Annotated in this window: 27 protein-coding genes; 25 read left to right on the plus strand and 2 right to left on the minus strand. The window is 41.4% G+C overall.

Annotated elements, in window-relative coordinates; translation table 11 throughout:
* Positions 1–92: 92 nt before the first annotated feature.
* Complete coding sequence (locus G622_RS0115385; RefSeq protein ID WP_026511443.1) at positions 93–1,694, minus strand: CTP synthase; 1,602 nt, start codon at positions 1,692–1,694, stop codon at positions 93–95.
* Positions 1,695–1,957: 263 nt separating this feature from the next.
* Here G622_RS0115385 and G622_RS0115390 point away from each other — a divergent pair, with 263 nt between their 5' ends.
* From G622_RS0115390 to G622_RS23180, 5 genes are all read left to right on the plus strand, one after another.
* Positions 1,958–3,172 (plus strand): LL-diaminopimelate aminotransferase, encoded by a 1,215-nt coding sequence (locus tag G622_RS0115390; protein ID WP_026511444.1) that lies wholly within the window; start codon positions 1,958–1,960, stop codon positions 3,170–3,172.
* Between the two features lie 18 nt (positions 3,173–3,190).
* Positions 3,191–3,991 (plus strand): YlmH family RNA-binding protein, encoded by an 801-nt coding sequence (locus G622_RS0115395; protein ID WP_044957847.1) that lies wholly within the window; start codon positions 3,191–3,193, stop codon positions 3,989–3,991.
* A 119-nt stretch (positions 3,992–4,110) separates the two neighbouring features.
* Complete coding sequence (locus G622_RS0115400; protein ID WP_026511446.1) at positions 4,111–5,232, plus strand: aldo/keto reductase; 1,122 nt, start codon at positions 4,111–4,113, stop codon at positions 5,230–5,232.
* A gap of 325 nt (positions 5,233–5,557) precedes the next feature.
* Entirely contained in the window at positions 5,558–6,790 is a 1,233-nt protein-coding gene (locus G622_RS0115405; protein ID WP_026511447.1) for a bacterial transcriptional activator domain-containing protein, read from the plus strand.
* A gap of 147 nt (positions 6,791–6,937) precedes the next feature.
* Positions 6,938–7,792 carry a GTP pyrophosphokinase gene (locus tag G622_RS23180; protein ID WP_081675355.1) on the plus strand — a complete coding sequence of 285 codons (855 nt, stop codon included), beginning with the start codon at positions 6,938–6,940 and terminating at the stop codon, positions 7,790–7,792.
* A 195-nt stretch (positions 7,793–7,987) separates the two neighbouring features.
* On the opposite strand, the gene G622_RS0115415 is transcribed toward G622_RS23180, so the two are convergent.
* Positions 7,988–8,851, minus strand: a complete 864-nt coding sequence (locus G622_RS0115415; RefSeq protein ID WP_026511448.1) for a class I SAM-dependent methyltransferase — start codon at positions 8,849–8,851, stop codon at positions 7,988–7,990.
* A gap of 601 nt (positions 8,852–9,452) precedes the next feature.
* Between G622_RS0115415 and rpsJ the strand changes: the two genes are divergently transcribed.
* The 20 genes from rpsJ to rpmD all read left to right on the plus strand — a co-directional run bounded on the left by rpsJ (position 9,453) and on the right by rpmD (position 18,750).
* Positions 9,453–9,764, plus strand: a complete 312-nt coding sequence (gene rpsJ, locus G622_RS0115420; protein WP_022761340.1) for a 30S ribosomal protein S10 — start codon at positions 9,453–9,455, stop codon at positions 9,762–9,764.
* A gap of 144 nt (positions 9,765–9,908) precedes the next feature.
* Positions 9,909–10,592 carry a 50S ribosomal protein L3 gene (rplC, locus tag G622_RS0115425; protein WP_026511449.1) on the plus strand — a complete coding sequence of 228 codons (684 nt, stop codon included), beginning with the start codon at positions 9,909–9,911 and terminating at the stop codon, positions 10,590–10,592.
* Between the two features lie 26 nt (positions 10,593–10,618).
* A complete protein-coding gene (gene rplD / locus G622_RS0115430; RefSeq protein WP_026511450.1) occupies positions 10,619–11,242 on the plus strand; it encodes a 50S ribosomal protein L4 in 624 nt (207 codons plus the stop codon).
* Complete coding sequence (rplW, locus tag G622_RS0115435; RefSeq protein ID WP_022761337.1) at positions 11,242–11,541, plus strand: 50S ribosomal protein L23; 300 nt, start codon at positions 11,242–11,244, stop codon at positions 11,539–11,541. Before rplD ends, rplW begins: the two co-directional genes overlap by 1 nt.
* 87 nt (positions 11,542–11,628) lie before the next feature.
* Positions 11,629–12,471 (plus strand): 50S ribosomal protein L2, encoded by an 843-nt coding sequence (gene rplB / locus G622_RS0115440; RefSeq protein WP_026511451.1) that lies wholly within the window; start codon positions 11,629–11,631, stop codon positions 12,469–12,471.
* Between the two features lie 109 nt (positions 12,472–12,580).
* On the plus strand, positions 12,581–12,868 hold the full coding sequence (gene rpsS / locus G622_RS0115445; RefSeq protein ID WP_026511452.1) for a 30S ribosomal protein S19: 288 nt from the start codon (positions 12,581–12,583) through the stop codon (positions 12,866–12,868).
* Between the two features lie 41 nt (positions 12,869–12,909).
* Positions 12,910–13,296 (plus strand): 50S ribosomal protein L22, encoded by a 387-nt coding sequence (gene rplV, locus G622_RS23185; RefSeq protein ID WP_044914681.1) that lies wholly within the window; start codon positions 12,910–12,912, stop codon positions 13,294–13,296.
* 20 nt (positions 13,297–13,316) lie between these two features.
* Positions 13,317–13,988, plus strand: a complete 672-nt coding sequence (gene rpsC, locus G622_RS0115455) for a 30S ribosomal protein S3 (protein WP_026511454.1) — start codon at positions 13,317–13,319, stop codon at positions 13,986–13,988.
* Positions 13,988–14,425 (plus strand): 50S ribosomal protein L16, encoded by a 438-nt coding sequence (rplP, locus tag G622_RS0115460; RefSeq protein WP_022761332.1) that lies wholly within the window; start codon positions 13,988–13,990, stop codon positions 14,423–14,425. Before rpsC ends, rplP begins: the two co-directional genes overlap by 1 nt.
* Positions 14,415–14,618: a 50S ribosomal protein L29 gene (gene rpmC, locus G622_RS0115465; protein ID WP_022761331.1), complete on the plus strand. Its 204-nt coding sequence runs from the start codon at positions 14,415–14,417 to the stop codon at positions 14,616–14,618. The genes rplP and rpmC overlap by 11 nt, the downstream gene beginning before the upstream one ends.
* 23 nt (positions 14,619–14,641) lie before the next feature.
* The gene (gene rpsQ / locus G622_RS0115470) at positions 14,642–14,896 is read left to right on the plus strand and encodes a 30S ribosomal protein S17 (protein ID WP_022761330.1); all 255 of its coding nucleotides are present in this window, start codon (positions 14,642–14,644) and stop codon (positions 14,894–14,896) included.
* A gap of 33 nt (positions 14,897–14,929) precedes the next feature.
* Positions 14,930–15,298, plus strand: a complete 369-nt coding sequence (gene rplN, locus G622_RS0115475) for a 50S ribosomal protein L14 (RefSeq protein WP_026493610.1) — start codon at positions 14,930–14,932, stop codon at positions 15,296–15,298.
* Positions 15,299–15,309: 11 nt separating this feature from the next.
* Positions 15,310–15,621 carry a 50S ribosomal protein L24 gene (rplX, locus tag G622_RS0115480; protein WP_026511455.1) on the plus strand — a complete coding sequence of 104 codons (312 nt, stop codon included), beginning with the start codon at positions 15,310–15,312 and terminating at the stop codon, positions 15,619–15,621.
* Between the two features lie 21 nt (positions 15,622–15,642).
* Positions 15,643–16,182: a 50S ribosomal protein L5 gene (rplE, locus tag G622_RS0115485; RefSeq protein ID WP_022761327.1), complete on the plus strand. Its 540-nt coding sequence runs from the start codon at positions 15,643–15,645 to the stop codon at positions 16,180–16,182.
* 106 nt (positions 16,183–16,288) lie between these two features.
* The gene (locus G622_RS0115490; protein ID WP_022761326.1) at positions 16,289–16,474 is read left to right on the plus strand and encodes a type Z 30S ribosomal protein S14; all 186 of its coding nucleotides are present in this window, start codon (positions 16,289–16,291) and stop codon (positions 16,472–16,474) included.
* Between the two features lie 170 nt (positions 16,475–16,644).
* Positions 16,645–17,046 (plus strand): 30S ribosomal protein S8, encoded by a 402-nt coding sequence (gene rpsH / locus G622_RS0115495; protein WP_026511456.1) that lies wholly within the window; start codon positions 16,645–16,647, stop codon positions 17,044–17,046.
* Between the two features lie 15 nt (positions 17,047–17,061).
* The gene (gene rplF / locus G622_RS0115500; RefSeq protein ID WP_026511457.1) at positions 17,062–17,601 is read left to right on the plus strand and encodes a 50S ribosomal protein L6; all 540 of its coding nucleotides are present in this window, start codon (positions 17,062–17,064) and stop codon (positions 17,599–17,601) included.
* 19 nt (positions 17,602–17,620) lie between these two features.
* Complete coding sequence (rplR, locus tag G622_RS0115505) at positions 17,621–17,989, plus strand: 50S ribosomal protein L18 (RefSeq protein ID WP_026511458.1); 369 nt, start codon at positions 17,621–17,623, stop codon at positions 17,987–17,989.
* 16 nt (positions 17,990–18,005) lie between these two features.
* Positions 18,006–18,515: a 30S ribosomal protein S5 gene (gene rpsE / locus G622_RS0115510; protein ID WP_026511459.1), complete on the plus strand. Its 510-nt coding sequence runs from the start codon at positions 18,006–18,008 to the stop codon at positions 18,513–18,515.
* Between the two features lie 31 nt (positions 18,516–18,546).
* Positions 18,547–18,750 (plus strand): 50S ribosomal protein L30, encoded by a 204-nt coding sequence (gene rpmD / locus G622_RS0115515; RefSeq protein ID WP_026511460.1) that lies wholly within the window; start codon positions 18,547–18,549, stop codon positions 18,748–18,750.
* The last annotated feature ends 3 nt before the right edge of the window (positions 18,751–18,753 follow it).

Genomic DNA, 18,753 nt, shown 5'->3' on the forward strand with positions numbered 1-18,753 from the left:
GTTTTATTGTTAACGACATCAGGAATTGCCTGATGTCGTTTGCAGCACCGAATTTTGGTCATTTAAAGTGGCGTATTTCCATATTGGTGGAGTTATTTGTAGTCTCTTGCTGCTTTTATGAAGCCTGCAAAGAGAGGATGCGGATTATTGGGACGTGACTTAAATTCAGGATGAGCCTGTGTTGCAATGAAAAAGGAATTAACAGGATATTCGATCATTTCAACAATTCTGTTATCCGGAGATAATCCGCACAAGCGCAGACCGTTTTCTTTTAACGCATCACGGAAATCGTTGTTCACTTCATAGCGGTGACGATGACGCTCTGTGATGTTTTCTGATCCATACAGTGAGAAGGCAAGTGTGTCTTTCTCAAGGGTGCAGGGATATGAGCCAAGCCTAAGAGTACCGCCTAAGTCCTCGCCTGTTGTATGATCCGGTAAAAGCGCGATAAGCGGATGTGTAGTACCGGGATTAAACTCAATTGAATGAGCATCTTCATAGCCTATAACATTTCTTGCAAATTCGATTATTGCAAGCTGCATACCAAGGCAGATTCCAAGGAATGGAATATTATTTTCCCGTGCATATTGTATGGAGGTGATCATGCCTTCAATTCCGCGATCGCCAAAACCGCCGGGAACAATCACTCCCTGCACGTCTGACAGTATTTCTGAAACATTATCTTTTGTTACGGTTTCGGAATCAATCCATTTGATCTTAACTTCTCTTTTTGCTGCGATACCGCCATGTTTAAGCGCTTCAACTACGCTCAGATAAGCATCGTGGAGCTGAGTGTATTTTCCTACCAGTGCTATGGTCACAGATTCTTTTAGAGAATATAAAGTGTCAACCATGCTTTGCCAGTCGTCGAGCTTTGGTGAAGGGCACTCAAGGCTAAGGCATTCAAGAGTAACCTCAGCAAGCTGTTCTTTTTCCATTGCAAGCGGTGCTTCATACAGGTATTTAAGATCAAGATTGTTTAACACATTTTTGCTCGGAACATTGCAGAAAAGAGAAATCTTTTCCTTGGTCTCCTTATCAAGTTCGACCTCGCTTCTGCAGACGATAACATCCGGAGATAAGCCCATGCCCTGCAAGGTCTTTACTGCTGACTGAGTTGGCTTTGTCTTGATTTCCTGTGAACAGCGAAGATAGGGGATAAGAGAAACCAGAATGATCATTGCATTCTCATGTCCTACATCATGCTGAAACTGTCTGATTGCCTCAAGGAAGGGCTGAGATTCAATATCACCCACTGTTCCTCCGACTTCAATGATTGCGATGTGAGTGCTGTCATCCTCATAATTCCTGTAGAAACGATCCTTTATCTCATTGGTAATGTGGGGTATAACCTGGACAGTATGTCCGCCATAATCACCGCGGCGCTCTTTGTGTAATACTGACCAGTATATTTTGCCGGTCGTAACATTCGAGTTTTTATCAAGACTTTCATCTATGAATCGCTCGTAATGTCCAAGATCCAGATCGGTTTCCGTGCCGTCTTCAGTTACAAAAACCTCACCATGCTGAATGGGATTCATTGTTCCCGGATCCATGTTTATATATGGGTCAAATTTCTGCATGGTCACTTTGTAGCCACGAGCCTTCAAAAGTCTTCCAAGCGACGCTGCCGTAATTCCCTTTCCTAATCCTGAAACTACACCGCCCATAACGAAAACATATTTTACCGACATAAAGCCTCCTATTCATAAAAATAAAACAGGCGCCAAAACAGTGAGAGTTACCCTACTGTTTTGGCGCCATTGCCATTACCTATCTATGTTAAATACTTTTATTTAGCATGTCAATATGTTTTATATGATTAAGCGAAAAGTAGCTTGACACATAATTACAGGCAGTTGTAAATTAAATCATAAGGCAAAGGCGTCTTGGATTATTCCATGACGCCTTTTTTCTTTAATTAAGAAGCAAAACCATGGAAGGAGTATAACGAAAAATGGCACGAATAAATTACAATTATCTAAAGCTTCCCGGAAGTTATCTGTTTTCCACAATAGGGAAAAAGGTAAGAGAGTTCTCAGAGAAGAATCCAGATAAAGAGATTATAAGACTTGGAATCGGCGATGTAACACAGCCTCTTGCACCGGCAATAGTTGATGCGCTTCATAATGCAGTGGATGAGATGGGCAATTCTGACACCTTCAAAGGATACGCTCCGGATCTTGGATATGATTTTTTAAGAAATATCATCTCAGAGAAGGATTTTAAGGATAGAGGGTGTGATATAGATCCTGATGAAATTTTCGTGTCAGACGGTGCCAAGAGCGACTGCGGAAATATCCAGGAAATATTTGGCCTTGATAACAAAATTGCCGTATGTGACCCTGTTTATCCGGTTTATGTTGATTCCAATGTAATGGCAGGAAGAACAGGTGAATATATGCCTGAAATAGAGCGCTTCAAGGATGTTATTTATATGAAGTGTACTAAGGAAAATGATTTTACGCCTGACATACCTGATGAGATTCCTGATCTTATTTATTTGTGTTTTCCCAATAACCCCACAGGTGCAGTAATGAAAAAGGATAAGCTTCAGGAGTGGGTAGACTTTGCTAACAGAAATGATTCGATCATTCTTTATGACGCAGCATATGAGGCATTTATTTCTGAGGATGATGTGCCTCACAGTATTTATGAATGTGAAGGTGCTAAGGACTGCGCAATAGAATTCAGATCTTTTTCCAAAACTGCCGGATTTACAGGATTGAGACTTGGGTATACAGTAATACCGAAAGAACTATCTACGGGCGGCGAGAAATTGTGGCCTCTTTGGGCAAGAAGACATGGAACCAAGTATAACGGCGCTCCTTACATTGTTCAAAGAGCAGGTGAAGCTGCCTATTCTGATGAAGGAAGGAAACAGATCAGAGCGCAGATACAATATTATAAGGAAAATGCATCAATAATCTCGGAAGGATTAAAGCGCGCCGGATATGAGATATATGGCGGAGTGAATGCGCCTTATATCTGGATGAAGACGCCTGATGATATGACAAGCTGGGAGTTCTTTGATTACCTGCTTGAAAAAGTAAATGTGGTTGGAACTCCGGGATCAGGATTTGGTCCGTCAGGTGAGCATTACTTCAGACTTACTGCATTTGGCAGCAGAGAAAACACCTTAAGAGCGATTGAGCGTTTTGGTAATCTGTGATTCTGTTTAAGGTAATTTATGGAAATTGATAAGGTTTTATTTGGCAGGATAAAGGATCTTGCCAGAAGAGCTTTTGAGAATAATTATGTCACACATACGGATTTTTTATCACTATCTGAGATATATGATGTAAAGAGCGCATGTGCTGCAAATGGACTTGTGACAGGAGAAAATCAGATAGACGGAGTGGATTATTGCATATATGGAGGCACATCAGAGCCTGAGAGGGCTGTGATGTGTTTTCTTCCATCATATCTGGATGAGGAGAGCTTTTTACAGGCAGAAGCGGAACAGTCAGATGTCATCAGCTGCATACTGATAGAACCCGTAAACAAAAGATTTGCAGATGAACTTACACACCGTGATTTTCTTGGTGCTCTTATGAATCTTGGGATAGAGAGAAACAGGATAGGAGATATCAGGACTGATCAGACTAAAGCATTCGTCTTTGTAATGAATGATGTCGCTGATCTTATATGCAATGAGCTTTTCAGGGTTAAGCATACTACGGTGAGATGTAAAAAGGTTAAAGCTACAGAGTGTGATATAGTTCCTGAGTACCAGGAAATAGAAGGAACTGTTTCATCTGAGAGATTGGATGCTATTCTGGCGCTTGTTTATAAGCTTAGCAGAAGTAAAGCGCATGACCTTGTTGAAGCCGAGTCTGTATTTGTTGACGGAAAGACTGCATATAGCGCCGGCTATGACCTCAAACCAGGAGCAAGAGTTTCTGTCAGAGGATATGGAAAATTCGTCTATGACGGAGTGCAGAAGGAGACCAGAAAAGGAAGACTTTCGATAAAAATAAAAAAATATTAAGTATATACTTGTTCAGATATTTGCCAAGATGGTTTATAATATCAGTAATTTGGCATATGCCAATTATATTGGCATAAATATGAATGTTCTAAATGCTATATTTCAGGAGGTTTTTTCTTATGGCAGATTGGTTTGGCAAGGATGTATTTAAATTAGGATTTGGTTTGATGCGTCTTCCCAAAAATGCTGATGGAAGCATGGATATTCCGCATATTTCAAAGATGGTGGATGAGTTTATAGAGGCTGGTGGAACATATTTTGATACCGCATATGTATATGATGATGGTAAGAGTGAAGAGGCCTTTAAGTTGGCTGTGGCAGACAGATATCCCAGAGAAAGCTACACAGTTTGTACAAAGCTTAATGCACGTGTTGCAAAGGATGAAGAAAGCGCTAAACAGCAGCTATTCACAAGCTTAGAGCGTACCGGAGCAGGATATTTTGATTATTATCTTCTTCATGCGCTTGCAAGAAACAATATCAGTTATTATGATGATTATCATCTTTGGGATTATGTTCTTGAACAGAAGGAGAAAGGACTCATTAAGAATTGGGGGTTCTCTTTCCATGATGATCCTGAGTTTTTGGATGAACTGCTCACAAAGCACCCGGAGGTGGATTTTATACAGCTTCAGATAAATTATGCTGATATGGAGAATCCATCAGTTCAGTCTCGTGCATGCTACGAGGTTGCAAGAAAGCACGGTAAATCCATCACTGTTATGGAGCCTGTAAAGGGTGGAGCCTTGGCGAATCCTATCCCTCAGGTTACTGAGTTATTCAAGAAAGTTAATCCAGATCTTTCACCTGCCAGCTGGGCAATACGTTATGTAGCAGGTATGGAAGGAATAATCACAGTTCTGTCCGGAATGAGCAACATTGAACAGATGAGAGATAATCTCAGCTATATGAGGAATTTCAAGCCTCTTGATGAGACAGAGCAGGATACAGTTAAAAAGGTTGTAGAGGCTATGAATGCAGTGGACAACATTAAATGTACTTCATGTCATTATTGCGTTGAAGGCTGTCCTATGCAGATTCCGATTCCTGATATTTTCAATGCAAGGAATCAGCAGCTTATTTACAATAACACAGAAGGTGCCAAGTGGAATTATGCAAACGCCACCAGAGATAAAGGACTTGCTTCTGCATGTGTTCAGTGTGGACAGTGTGAAGGCGCATGTCCTCAGCACTTGCCTATTATTTCACTTTTGCAGGATTGTGCCGCTAATCTGGAATAATTCAGAAAAGGCCTGACTGTATACAGGCAAATAAGAGATTAGTCAGTTATGGAATCCCGGATTTCTAAGGAAAGCGGGATTCCTTTCTTTTGAGCAGAGCACTTGACGAGGTATTATCGAGTTTAGTGGAGCTTGCTTAAGCAGAACACTTGGAGAGATTATCTCCTTTGAAAATTTGTAATAATTGCTTAATATATGATTATAGACATGATATAATAAATTTCGGCTAAAGATATGATTCTCTAGCCAGAATACTACTTCAGAAGGGGTATAAGTATCACGGGTCATGGGGAGACCATAACGGACTTTATGATACGAGAGGGATATGAAAAAGACCAAACTTGACATCAAAACATTAGGTGGCTTCGAAATAATCTGTAATGATAAGGAAATCACATTGGGAAGAAACCGGGCTTCTAAGTATATTCAGCTTGTCGCCAGAGTTTTTACTGCAGGAAGCGAAGGTGTCAGTAAAGAGGATCTTCAGGATGATATTTATTCTGAGGATCTCAATGTAAAAAGTAATCTGAATAACAGTATGAACAACCTCATCTATCAGTTCAGGAAGGTTGCTGAGAAAGCCGGCATTCCTGGAGGGAATGTAGTGGCATTTTCTGATGGTGTCTATAAGGCAGCGCCTGAAGTCGATGCAGTGACGGATACTGTTGAATTTGTCAGATACATAAATGCTGCCAGGAATGCTTCAGACTATGAGGAAAAAGCTGAGAATTATCAAAAAGCTTTTGACTTATATAAAGGTGACTTTTTACCTGAATTAAATGATTTGTACTGGATATCTAAAAAGAGCGAGGACTTAAGAACGCTTTACGAAGAGTGTGTTGATTTCCTTGCTGATTTCTATAAATCCAAGAAGAATTATGTGAAGATGGCGAGAGTTTTTCATAATGCATCAGTTATTGATCCTGACTGCGAGTGGCAGGTTGGAGAGATTAATGCATATAGGCATATGAAGGATTACAAGAAAGCATATATTCTTTATGAAGAGATGATAAGGTACTATGCAGAGGAACTTGGAATCACACCCACCGAGAATATGCAGAGATGCTATCAGAAGCTACAGGATGCAGCTTTCTCCGGAACTGATGGTGAAGAAGGCGATGTGGCAGCAGAGAATTCACTTAAAAATGGACTTCTCGGAGAGGATGAGGGTGGACCTTATGAGTGCCTTTTCCCTGAAATGAGCGCTTCATACCATATACTAAGCAGAAATATGGAGAGGCATGGATTAACTGTATTTCTGCTTCTTCTTACAATAGCTGACTATGAAGGAAAAGAGATCAGACAGGAAGAGAAGGCCGAGAGACGAATGGAGACTTTGAAGGATGCCATAAATGAGACTCTCAGGCATGGGGATGCTTTTTGTAAGTATTCCAGAACCCAGTATCTCGTATTGCTTACCGGAACCGGAGTAGAGGAGTGCATGCTTGTACACAGAAGATTGCAGGACAGACTTAAAGTGCTTGCAGGCCCCAGAGCTTCACTTAATTATCGTATAATATCATATGCAGATATGACTGCAGAATCTGCAGGGGAATAAAAAAGGAAAGTTTTTTTCGAAATAATTATAATATAATGTAGCTTTACTATTAACATTATAAAAGCTTTAGACTTAATTCATAAATAATTGAATGTAAGTGATATAATTATTATTGAGGGGGCATAATAGTAATTCGGAGGAATGCCCATGGCTATTGGGAATCTAGACTTAACTTCGCTCGACAGGACTCTGATGACCAATGAGCAGAAGTCACTACTTAACGTTAATAATGTATCACAGAAGGAAGTTGAGCAACTGCTTATCATGAGAGGGCAGGTGCAGGAATTCCAGATGATGATGATGAAGTATGATTGTGCTTTATCAGAAGTGAGAACTAAGCTTGAGGTCCTTAATAAAGAGTTTTCACTTAAAAACAATCGAAATCCTTTTGAGAGTATAAAAAGCAGAATAAAGACACCGGTAAGTATATATGAAAAATTGAATCGCAAAGGGATACCTTTTTCGATAGAGAATATTGAGAGCAATATTTCTGATATCGCAGGCTGTAGAGCGATTTGTTCTTTTGTTGATGATATTTATATGCTTGCCGATTGCTTGAAAAAGCAGGATGACGTTAATGTCCTTGTTGAAAAAGATTATATTTCCACTCCAAAAGAGAGCGGCTACAGAAGCTTGCATCTTATAATTGAAACCCCTATCTTTCTTACAGATGTTAAGGAAATGATAAAGGTCGAAGTTCAGTTTAGAACCATTGCAATGGATTTTTGGGCTAGCCTGGAACATAAGATGAAGTATAAGAAAGATATTGAAAACGCACAGCTCATTTCTGAAGATCTGAAATTCAGCGCAGATCTTATAAATCAGCTAGACAGAAGAATGCAACAGATTCGCGAGAGAATAGATGCAGGTGATGGAAAGCCGTACGTTATGACTCCGACTGAGGAGGAGGAGAGGGCTGACTGTGAGACAATGGAGATTATAAGACGTGAAATCCGTGCTGAACAGAATGCTATGCTCAGAAGGAAAAGTAATCAAAACTAAATATTAAAAACTTCGCTATGAATGTGATAAAAAACGAAAGGTGCAAAAGAAAATTTTGTCCCTTTCGTTTTTATATCTGAGCAGAGTACTTAGCAAGGCTCTTTTCGAACTTAGTGCCAGCCATGCAAATCCACTTGGTATGGTGCTTTAGAGCCTGGTGGAGCTTGGTGTAAATACTGAGTACTCAAAATTTGTTTATAGAGCTGTCCATCTTCCACTTGCTCCGCAAGGAAGAACCAGTCCGTTTGATGAAACAGGAAGCCCTACTTCATCTGCTTCTACCGTGCCTTTATGAAGCGGATCGATAGCCGAGTGTATCATATAAGAAAGAACTGCAGGCTGTAATCCTGTGGTGTATGAATTAATAAGGAAGAATAAAGGCTTGTCTGAAAGCAACTGAACACTTCTTAATATAAGATCATATACACAGTCTTCAATTTTCCATATTTCTCCCTTGGGACCTCTTCCGTAGGAAGGAGGATCCATGATGATGCCATCATAATGATTACCGCGTCTGATCTCACGATCAACAAATTTTCCACAATCGTCAACAAGATATCTGATGGGAGCTTCTGCAAGACCGGAGGAAGCGGCATTTTCTTTTGCCCATGCAACCATACCTTTGGCTGCATCAACGTGTGTAACGGAAGCACCTGCTTTGGCAGCGGATACGGTAGCTCCGCCGGTATATGCAAAAAGATTAAGCACCTTGATCGGACGGTCTGCATTTTTGATCAGCTCAGAGAACCAGTCCCAATTGGCAGCCTGTTCAGGGAACAATCCTGTATGTTTAAAACTGAATGGCTTTAAATGAAAGGTGAGTTCCTTATAATTAATTGTCCATTCCTCCGGAAGGGATCTGAAGTCCCATTCTCCGCCGCCCTTGTTACTTCTCTGGTAACGTGCATTCCATTTCTTCCATCCCATATGCTTTTTGGGAGTCTTCCAAATTACCTGAGGATCGGGCCTTACAAGCATGTAATCACCCCAGCGTTCAAGCTTCTCTCCATCAGAGGTATCTATAACCTGATAATCTTTCCAGTTATTTGCAATCCACATAAATACTCCTTATAATAATAAATGTTGTTATTTGGATTGGTGTACATTAATAAATAGTAGTTATATAGTCATTCGGAATTTATAAAAACCGTTGACATAAATGAGTAAATGACCCATAACAACATAATAAATAATATCATGAAAATTTTCTATATAATATAGAAGAAACATTTACACATTTTATCCGAAAATGCATAAAATGCTAGTGTATGCATAAAATAGATTAAAATAAATCAAGCCCAAATGGCTAAAATTGCCTATTTTTATTAAAAAGTGATTAATTTTGAAAATTATGCTTGCATGAAATGAAAAAATGATATATAGTAATCCATGCTGTGACATGATAGCTGTGAAGCGTGAGGTTGCTGTCTTATCCAGTGAGACAGGTTTTCCGTGGAGCGAATGTCAAGGGACCAATTGGTCTGACAATCTGACGACAAGTCACTGTACAAACAAAATGTCTGCGAAGCTATGCTAGCAGAAACGACGTGTGAAAACAGGGTTTTTTAGAAATTTGAATCCATGACACACACGGGAGAGTGTACAGTCACCGCTTGTCGTACTTATCTAATTAAAGTGCGAAAAGGAGGCGACTTTTTTTATGGCAAATCAGGTAATGAGAATTACTCTTAAGGCGTATGATCATCAGCTCGTAGATGCTTCTGCAAAGAAGATCATCGAAACAGTTAAGAAGAACGGATCTCAGGTCAGCGGACCTGTACCGCTTCCTACAAAGAAGGAAGTAGTAACAATCCTTCGTGCTGTACATAAGTACAAGGATTCCAGAGAGCAGTTCGAGCAGAGAACACATAAGAGACTGATCGATATCATCACACCTACACCTAAGACAGTTGAGGCTCTTCAGAGATTAGAGATGCCTGCAGGTGTAAACATCAATATCAAGATGAAATAATTCATCGGTAACTAATGTAAACCTCTACTAGTATGATGCGAGGCGTATGATGCCGTGAAAACTGGAGAATTGCAAAATGGCAATTAAAGCGACATTACGAATGAAACAAGCATCCGCTGTAGATGTAATAAGGAGGTAAATACAATGAAGAAGGCTATCTTAGCTACGAAGATCGGTATGACACAGATCTTCAACGAAGACGGTTCACTTGTTCCTGTAACTGTTTTACAGGCAGGACCCTGTGTAGTAACACAGATCAAGACCGTTGAAAATGATGGTTACAGTGCAGTTCAGGTTGGCTATGTTGATAAGAAAGAAAAGATCATCAACAGAGACAAGAACGGCAAAAAGACTATCGTACATGCACATGGTGTAAACAAGGCTCAGCAGGGTCACTTCAAGAAGGCAGGCGTATCCTGCAAGAGATTTGTTCGCGAGTTCAAATTCGAGAATGCTTCTGAATATGAGCTTGGAAGTGAGATTAAGGCAGACATCTTCGCTGCTGGCGACAAGATTGATGCTACTGCAACATCCAAGGGTAAGGGATTCCAGGGTGCTATCAAGAAGAATGGTCAGCACAGAGGACCCATGGCTCATGGTTCTAAGTTCCACCGTCATCAGGGTTCTAACGGATCCAGTTCCGATCCGAGCCGTGTATTCAAGGGAAAAGGAATGCCTGGTCACATGGGATGCGTTAAGGTAACAGTTCAGAATCTTGAGGTTGTTCGTGTAGATGCTGAGAAGAATCTGATCCTTGTAAAGGGCGCAGTACCTGGACCGAAGAAGGGACTTGTAACAATCAAGGAAACCACAAAGGTTGAGGCATAACTTTTCACGAAAGGAGGAACATACAGATGGCTAACGTATCTGTTTACAATATGGAAGGCAAAGAAGTTGGCAGCATCGAGCTTAATGATGCCATCTTCGGAGTTGAAGTTAATGAACATCTCGTACACATGGCAGTTATCCAGCAACTTGCTAATAATCGCCAGGGTACTCAGAAGGCAAAGACACGTTCCGAAGTTAGCGGAGGTGGTCGCAAGCCTTGGAGACAGAAGGGAACCGGTCATGCAAGACAGGGTTCAACAAGATCTCCTCAGTGGACAGGCGGCGGTGTAGTATTCGCTCCCGTTCCGAGAGATTACTCTTTCAAAATGAACCAGAAAGAGAAGAGAGCAGCTCTTAAGTCTGCACTCACAGACAAGGTTCAGACAGGTAAGCTTGTTGTTCTTGATGAGCTTAAGTTTGATGAGTTCAAGACAAAGAAATTTGCTGAGGTAATGACTAACCTTAAGGCTACTCGCAAGGCACTTGTTGTTGTTGCTGAGAATGACGAGAAGGTTGTTAAGTCAGCTAAGAACCTTGCAGAGGTTAAGACAACTCTTACAAATACAATCAATGTTTACGATATCGTAAACGCTCAGACACTCGTTCTTACTAAGGACGCAGTTGCAAAAATCGAGGAGGTGTATGCATAATGGCAGCTTTACAGTATTATGATGTAATCCTTGAGCCTGTACTTACAGAGAAGAGCATGAATGCCATGGGCGAAAAGAAATACACTTTCTTCGTTCATCCTGAAGCAAACAAGACTCAGATAAAGGAAGCAGTTGAGAAGATGTTCGATGGCGCTAAGGTTTCCAAGGTTAACACTCTTAATGCAAATGGTAAGCTTAAGAGACGTGGAATGACTTATGGCAGAACTGCTAAGATTAAGAAGGCTATCGTACAGCTCACTGCAGATAGTAAGGATATCGAGATATTCCAGGGACTTTGATAATAACTAATTGACTATATGCACAGGATCTTAACAAAGTCCGGATCCAGGTTTTAAACCGTGCATGATAATAAAAAGGAGATAATCATGGGAATTAAGAAATACGGCCCATATACACCGTCCAGAAGAAACATGACAGGTTCTGATTTCTCAGAGATCACAAAGAGCACTCCTGAGAAGAGCCTCCTTGTTTCTAAGAATTCAAAGGCTGGACGTAATAACCAGGGTAAGATTACAGTTAGACATCGCGGTGGCGGCGGAAGAAGAAAGTACAGAATTATCGATTTCAAGCGTTCAAAAGATGAGTGCACAGCAAAGGTTATCGGTATCGAGTACGATCCTAACAGAACAGCTAACATCGCACTGCTTGAGTATGAGGATGGCACAAAGGCATACATTCTTGCACCTCAGGGTCTTAAGGATGGCATGACAATCATGAATGGTCCTGATGCCGAAGTTCGTATCGGTAACTGCCTCCCTCTTGCTAACATCCCTGTTGGTGAAAGCATTCACAACATTGAGCTTTATCCTGGAAGAGGCGGTCAGCTTGTTCGTTCAGCTGGTAACTCTGCTCAGCTCATGGCTAAAGAAGGAAAGTATGCAACACTTCGTCTTCCTTCAGGCGAAATGAGACTTGTTCCAATCGAGTGTCGTGCAACAATCGGTACAGTTGGTAACATTGATCATAACCTTATCAATATCGGTAAAGCTGGTCGTAAGCGTCACATGGGTATCCGCCCTACAGTTCGTGGATCAGTTATGAACCCGAATGATCACCCGCATGGTGGTGGTGAGGGTAGAGCACCTATCGGTCGTCCCGGTCCGTGCACACCTTGGGGTAAGCCTGCTCTTGGTTACAAGACACGTAAGAAGAAAAAGGCTTCTAACAAGATGATCATCAGAAGAAGAGATGGTAAGGCTATCAAATAATTGATGCCGGTTGATAAAGGATGAACAAATCACTTGACTGGATTTAGCGGTCTGGTGATTTCATCCGACAGTAAGAAAACGTATTGACATATACGAGAGGAGAATGACAATGTCTAGATCACTTAAAAAGGGACCTTTCGCAGATGCAAGTTTGCTTAAGAAGATCGATGCAATGAATGCTGAGAATCAGAAGCAGATTGTTAAGACATGGTCCCGTCGTTCCACGATTTTCCCTTCCTTCGTTGGACACACAATCGCTGTTCATGACGGAAGAAAGCATATTCCGGTATATGTAACGGAAGATATGGTTGGTCACAAACTTGGTGAGTTTGTTCCTACAAGAACCTACAGAGGTCACGCAGGCAACTCTCCTGAGAAGAAGGGTGGAGTTCGCTAAGTTCTTGTGACTTGGTTCAACATTGAAAGGAGGTTAAATCTATGGCAACAGCACATAGATCTCAAGTTAAAAGAGAGAGAAATGCTCAGAAGGATACAAGACCTTCAGCTAAATTATCTTACGCAAGAATCCCTGTTCAGAAGGCATGCTTCGTAATGGATGCTATCAGGGGTAAGGACGTTGAGACAGCACTTGCTATCCTGGAGTACAATCCAAGATACGCTTCCAGCGTTATTTATAAGTTACTTAATTCTGCAATTGCAAATGCTGAAAATAACAACGGCATGAACAGAGCAAATCTGTACATTGCAGAGTGCAATGCAAGCAATGGCCCGATTATGAAGAGAATTCAGCCTAGAGCTCAGGGTAGAGCATACAGAATTCAGAAGAGATTAAGCCATTTGACTTTAATTCTGGATGAGAGATAAGAAAGGAGAAAGTAAGTTCAATGGGACAGAAAGTTAATCCTCATGGCCTCAGAGTCGGCATCATTGCAGATTGGGATTCCAAGTGGTATGCAGAGAATGACGAGTTTGCAGACAATCTTGTTGAAGATTACAAAATCAGAAAGTTTCTGAAGAAGAAGCTTTACGCTGCAGGTATCTCAAAGATTGAGATCGAGAGAGCATCTGATCGCGTTAAGGTAATCGTTTATACAGCAAAGCCCGGTTTCGTAATTGGTAAGGGTGGCGCAGAGATCGAAGTTACTAAGAAGGAGCTTTCAAAGCTTACAGATAAGAAGGTTCTTGTTGATATTAAAGAAATCAAGAAGCCCGATAAGGACGCTCAGCTTGTTGCTGAAAACATTGCTCAGCAGCTTGAGAATCGTGTATCTTTCCGTCGTGCTATGAAGTCATGCATGAGCAGAACAATGAAGACAGATGCACAGGGTATCAAGGCTTGCTGCAGTGGTCGTCTTGGTGGTGCTGATATCGCTCGTAGCGAATTCTACAGCGAGGGTACAATCCCGCTTCAGACACTTAGAGCAGATATTGATTATGGTTTTGCTGAGGCAGATACAACCTATGGTAAGGTTGGTGTAAAGGTATGGATCTATAAGGGTGAAGTACTTCCGACTAAAGCATCCGAGAATTCAGATAAGGAAGGGAGCGATAAATAATGTTAATGCCGAAGAGAGTAAAGCATCGTAAGCAGTTCCGCGGTTCTATGGCTGGTAAGGCTACACGCGGCAACACAATCGCATACGGTGAGTATGGAATAGTAGCGCTTGAGCCCTGCTGGATTCGTTCAAATCAGATCGAGGCAGCCCGTGTCGCTATGACTCGTTTCATCAAGCGTGGTGGTCAGGTTTGGATCAAGATTTTCCCTGACAAGCCTGTTACAGCGAAGCCTGCTGAAACTCGTATGGGTTCCGGTAAGGGTTCTGTAGATTACTGGGTAGCAGTTGTTAAGCCTGGACGTGTAATGTTTGAAATCGGCGGAGTCGATGAAGAAGTTGCAAGAGAAGCACTTCGTCTTGCAACACACAAACTTCCTTGCAAGTGCAAGATCGTTTCAAAGGCTGATTTGGAAGGCGGTGCATCCAATGAAAACTAATAAGTATGTAGAAGAGCTGAAAGCTAAGTCTGCTGAGGAACTCAGCCAGGAGCTTGTATCAGCTAAAAAGGAACTTTTTAATCTGAGATTCCAGAACGCAACTAACCAGCTGGATAACACAGCAAGAATTAAAGAGGTTAGAAAGAATATTGCTAGAATTCAGACTGTGATTACACAGAAAGCAGCACAGTAATGGAATCCTGAAAGGAGTATATCGTGGAAAGAAATTTAAGAAAAACGCGTGTTGGTAAAGTAACAAGCGATAAGATGGATAAGACCATCGTTGTTTCCATCGAAGATCATGTAAAGCACCCTCTTTACAAGAAGATCGTAAAAAGAACCTATAAGCTGAAGGCTCATGATGAGAACAATGAGTGCCATATAGGTGATACAGTCAAGGTTATGGAAACAAGACCGATCTCTAAAGACAAGAGATGGAGACTGGTTCAGATTATTGAGCGTGCTAAGTAATTAGCTGATAGTTGATTATAAAGGAGAAATAACATGATTCAGCAGGAAAGCAGACTTAGAGTTGCTGATAACACTGGTGCAAAAGAACTTTTGACAATTCGTGTTATGGGCGGTTCTACAAGAAGATATGCGAGAATCGGCGATGTAGTTGTTGCTTCGGTCAAAGAAGCAACACCAGGCGGCGTTGTAAAGAAGGGTGATGTCGTTAAGGCAGTTGTAGTACGTACTGTTAAGGAGACTCGCCGTAAGGATGGTTCTTACATCCGTTTCGATGAGAACGCTGCAGTTATCATCAACGATGAAGGTAACCCGAAGGGAACTCGTATTTTTGGACCCGTTGCAAGAGAGCTTCGTGATAAGAAGTACATGAAGATTCTTTCTCTCGCTCCGGAAGTATTATAAGGAGGCACCGAATGTCTACAAGTAAGATTAAAAAGGGCGATACCGTTAAGGTTATTGCTGGTAAGAGCAAAGATAAAGAAGGCAAGGTACTCTCCGTTGACACAAAGAATGGTAAGGTAGTAGTTGAGGGTGCTAACATGGTTACAAAGCACACAAAGCCCTCTGCATCTAACCCCAACGGTGGTATCATTCAGCAGGAAGCTCCCATGGACATCTCCAACGTTATGTATGTTCATAAGGGAAAGGCAACACGTGTTGGTTTCAAGGTTGAGGATGGTAAGAAGGTCCGCATCGCAAAATCAACTGGTGATGTCATTGACTGATAGGAAAGGAGGTAAGGAGCTTTGAGTAGATATAAGGATTTATATAAAGATGAGATCGTGAGCGCTATGACAAAGAAGTTCGGTTACAAGAACGTTATGGAAGTTCCGAAGCTCGATAAGATTGTAATTAACATGGCTGTAGGTGAAGCAAAAGAGAATGCAAAAGTTCTTGAGAACGCTGCAAACGATATGCAGATCATCTCTGGCCAGAAGCCTGTTTATACAAAGGCTAAGAAGTCAATCGCTAACTTCAAGATTAGAGAAGGTATGCCGATTGGTTGTAAAGTAACTCTTCGTGGTGAGAAGATGTACGAGTTTATGGATCGTCTCGTAAACCTTGCACTTCCTCGTGTCCGCGACTTCCGTGGTGTTAACCCTAACGCATTTGATGGTAGAGGTAACTACGCTCTTGGTATCAAAGAGCAGCTTATCTTCCCTGAAATCGAGTATGATAAGGTTGACAAGACAAGAGGTATGGATATCATCTTCACAACAACTGCCAAGACAGATGAAGAGGCTCGTGAGCTTTTAACACTCTTCAACATGCCTTTCGCTAAGTAATTAAGGATGAGCAAATCACCAGATAAGGAATTTTCTAATCCGGTGAATGACATACAAACTGTTTGAACAGTTTTTCGGTTTGAAAAATATAGGAGGAATCGAACACATGGCTAAATTATCCATGAAGGTAAAGCAGCAGATGAAACCCAAGTTTTCTACACGAGCATACAACCGTTGCAGAATTTGCGGTCGTCCTCATGCTTATCTTAGAAAATACGGAATCTGCAGAATTTGTTTCCGTGAGTTAGCTTACAAGGGCGAAATCCCGGGTGTACGTAAGGCTAGTTGGTAATTGTAATCACTTAGCGAGGTGCTGTCTAGCTTAGCAGGCTATTTATAGCGAGCTAAGCGAGTGCAGAACTTCCTTGTGAAATATATTTATACATTGCGGCTTCGTGTCTCTGTGCAGACGGGCACAGTAAGGCGAAGCAATAATAGAAAATTAAGGAGGCTTTTTCAAAAATGGCAATGAATGATCCTATTGCAGATATGCTTACAAGAATTCGTAATGCTAACACTGCAAAACATGATACTGTTGACGTTCCCTCTTCAAAGATGAAGCTTGCTATCGCAAACATTCTTCTTGATGAAGGTTATATTAAGAAATTTGACGTTGTTGAAGAGAATGGTTTCAAGAATCTTCATATAACACTTAAGTACGGTGCTGACAGAAATGATAAGGTTATCACTGGATTAAAGAGAATTTCAAAGCCTGGTCTTCGTGTATACGCAGGTAGAGATGAACTTCCGAGAGTACTTGGTGGTCTTGGTATCGCTATCATTTCTACAAACCAGGGTGTTGTAACTGATAAAAAAGCAAGAGAGCTTCAGGTTGGTGGTGAAGTTCTTGCATTTGTATGGTAAATTGGAGGTACGGGCATGTCACGAATTGGAAAAATGCCAATCGCGGTTCCTGCTGGGGTAACAGTAGAAGTCGCAGAAAATAATAAGGTGACTGTTAAGGGTCCTAAGGGCACTCTTGAGAGAGTCTTTCCTGCAGAGATGCAGTTCGAGCAAAAAGATGGTCAGATCGAAGTAAAGAGACCTGACGATCAGAAGAAAACCAGAGCGCTTCACGGACTTTCAAGAAGTCTTCTGAACAACATGGTTGTTGGTGTTACAGATGGCTATGAGAAGAAGCTTGAAGTTAATGGTGTAGGTTACAGAGCAGCAAAGAGCGGCAAGAAACTCACCTTAACCCTTGGATATTCACATCCTGTTGAACTTGACGATCCTGAAGGAATCGAGACAGTTGTAGAAGGAAATGCTATAATCGTTAAGGGTATAGATAAAGAAAAGGTTGGCCAGCATGCAGCAATCATCAGAGAGAAGAGAGCTCCTGAGCCGTATAAGGGCAAGGGAATCAAGTACGCTGATGAAGTTATCCGCCGCAAGGTTGGTAAGACCGGTAAGAAGTAAGAGATAAGGAGAGTTTAAAATGGTTAGTAAAGAATCCAGACAGAAAAGTCGCGAAAAGAAGCATCTGAGAATTCGCAATCGTTTCAGCGGCACTGCTGAAAGACCGCGTCTTGCAGTTTTCAGAAGTAATAATCATATGTATGCTCAGGTTATCGATGATGTTGCCGGTAAGACACTCGTTTCTGCTTCCACACTTGAGAAGGACATTAAGTCTGCTCTGAAGGTTACAGATAATGTTGAAGCCGCTGCATATATTGGTGATGTTGTTGCTAAGAGAGCAATGGAAAAGGGAATCAAGGCTGTTGTTTTCGACAGAGGCGGTTACATCTACCATGGTAAGGTAGCAGCACTAGCTGAAGCAGCTAGAAAAGCAGGCTTAGAATTCTAAGGAAGGGAGAAAGATAATGAAGCGTACAATCGTTGATGCAAGTCAGCTTGAATTAACAGATAAAGTCGTTACCATCAAGCGAGTTACAAAGGTTGTTAAAGGTGGACGTAACATGAAGTTTACCGCACTCGTTGTTGTTGGTGACGGAAACGGTCATGTAGGTGTAGGTCTTGGTAAGTCTACTGAAATTCCGGATGCAATCCGTAAGGGTAAGGAGGACGCTACAAAGAACCTCATTACAGTTCCGCTTGATGAGAACAACAGTATTACACATGATTTCATTGGTAAGTTCGGTTCCGCAGAGGTTCTGCTGAAGAGATCTCCAGAAGGTACCGGTATCATCGCAGGTGGTCCTGCTCGTTCAGTATGTGAACTTGCTGGAATCAAGAACATTCGTACAAAGTCTCTTGGTTCAAACAATAAGCAGAATGTAGTTTATGCAACCATAAATGGTCTTGCAAATCTTAAGACACCGGAAGAAGTTGCTAAGAAGCGTGGTAAATCTGTAGAAGAAGTTATCGCTTAATTAAATAGGCAGCTAGTAAAGGAGAAAATCAATGGCAGCTAATAATGAAAGTGGAAAGAAGCTTAAAATCACATTGGTTAAGTCCACTATTGGTGCTGTTCCGAAGCAGGTTGCTACGGTAAAATCAATGGGATTTAAGAAACTTAACAGCAGTGTTGAACTGCCGGACAACGCTTCAACAAGAGGCCAGATCCAGCAGATCAGACACCTTGTTAAGGTTGAAGAACTGAACTAATAA

Origin of the sequence: Butyrivibrio sp. LC3010, assembly GCF_000424385.1 — a bacterium.
Taxonomy (GTDB): Bacteria; Bacillota; Clostridia; order Lachnospirales; family Lachnospiraceae; genus Butyrivibrio.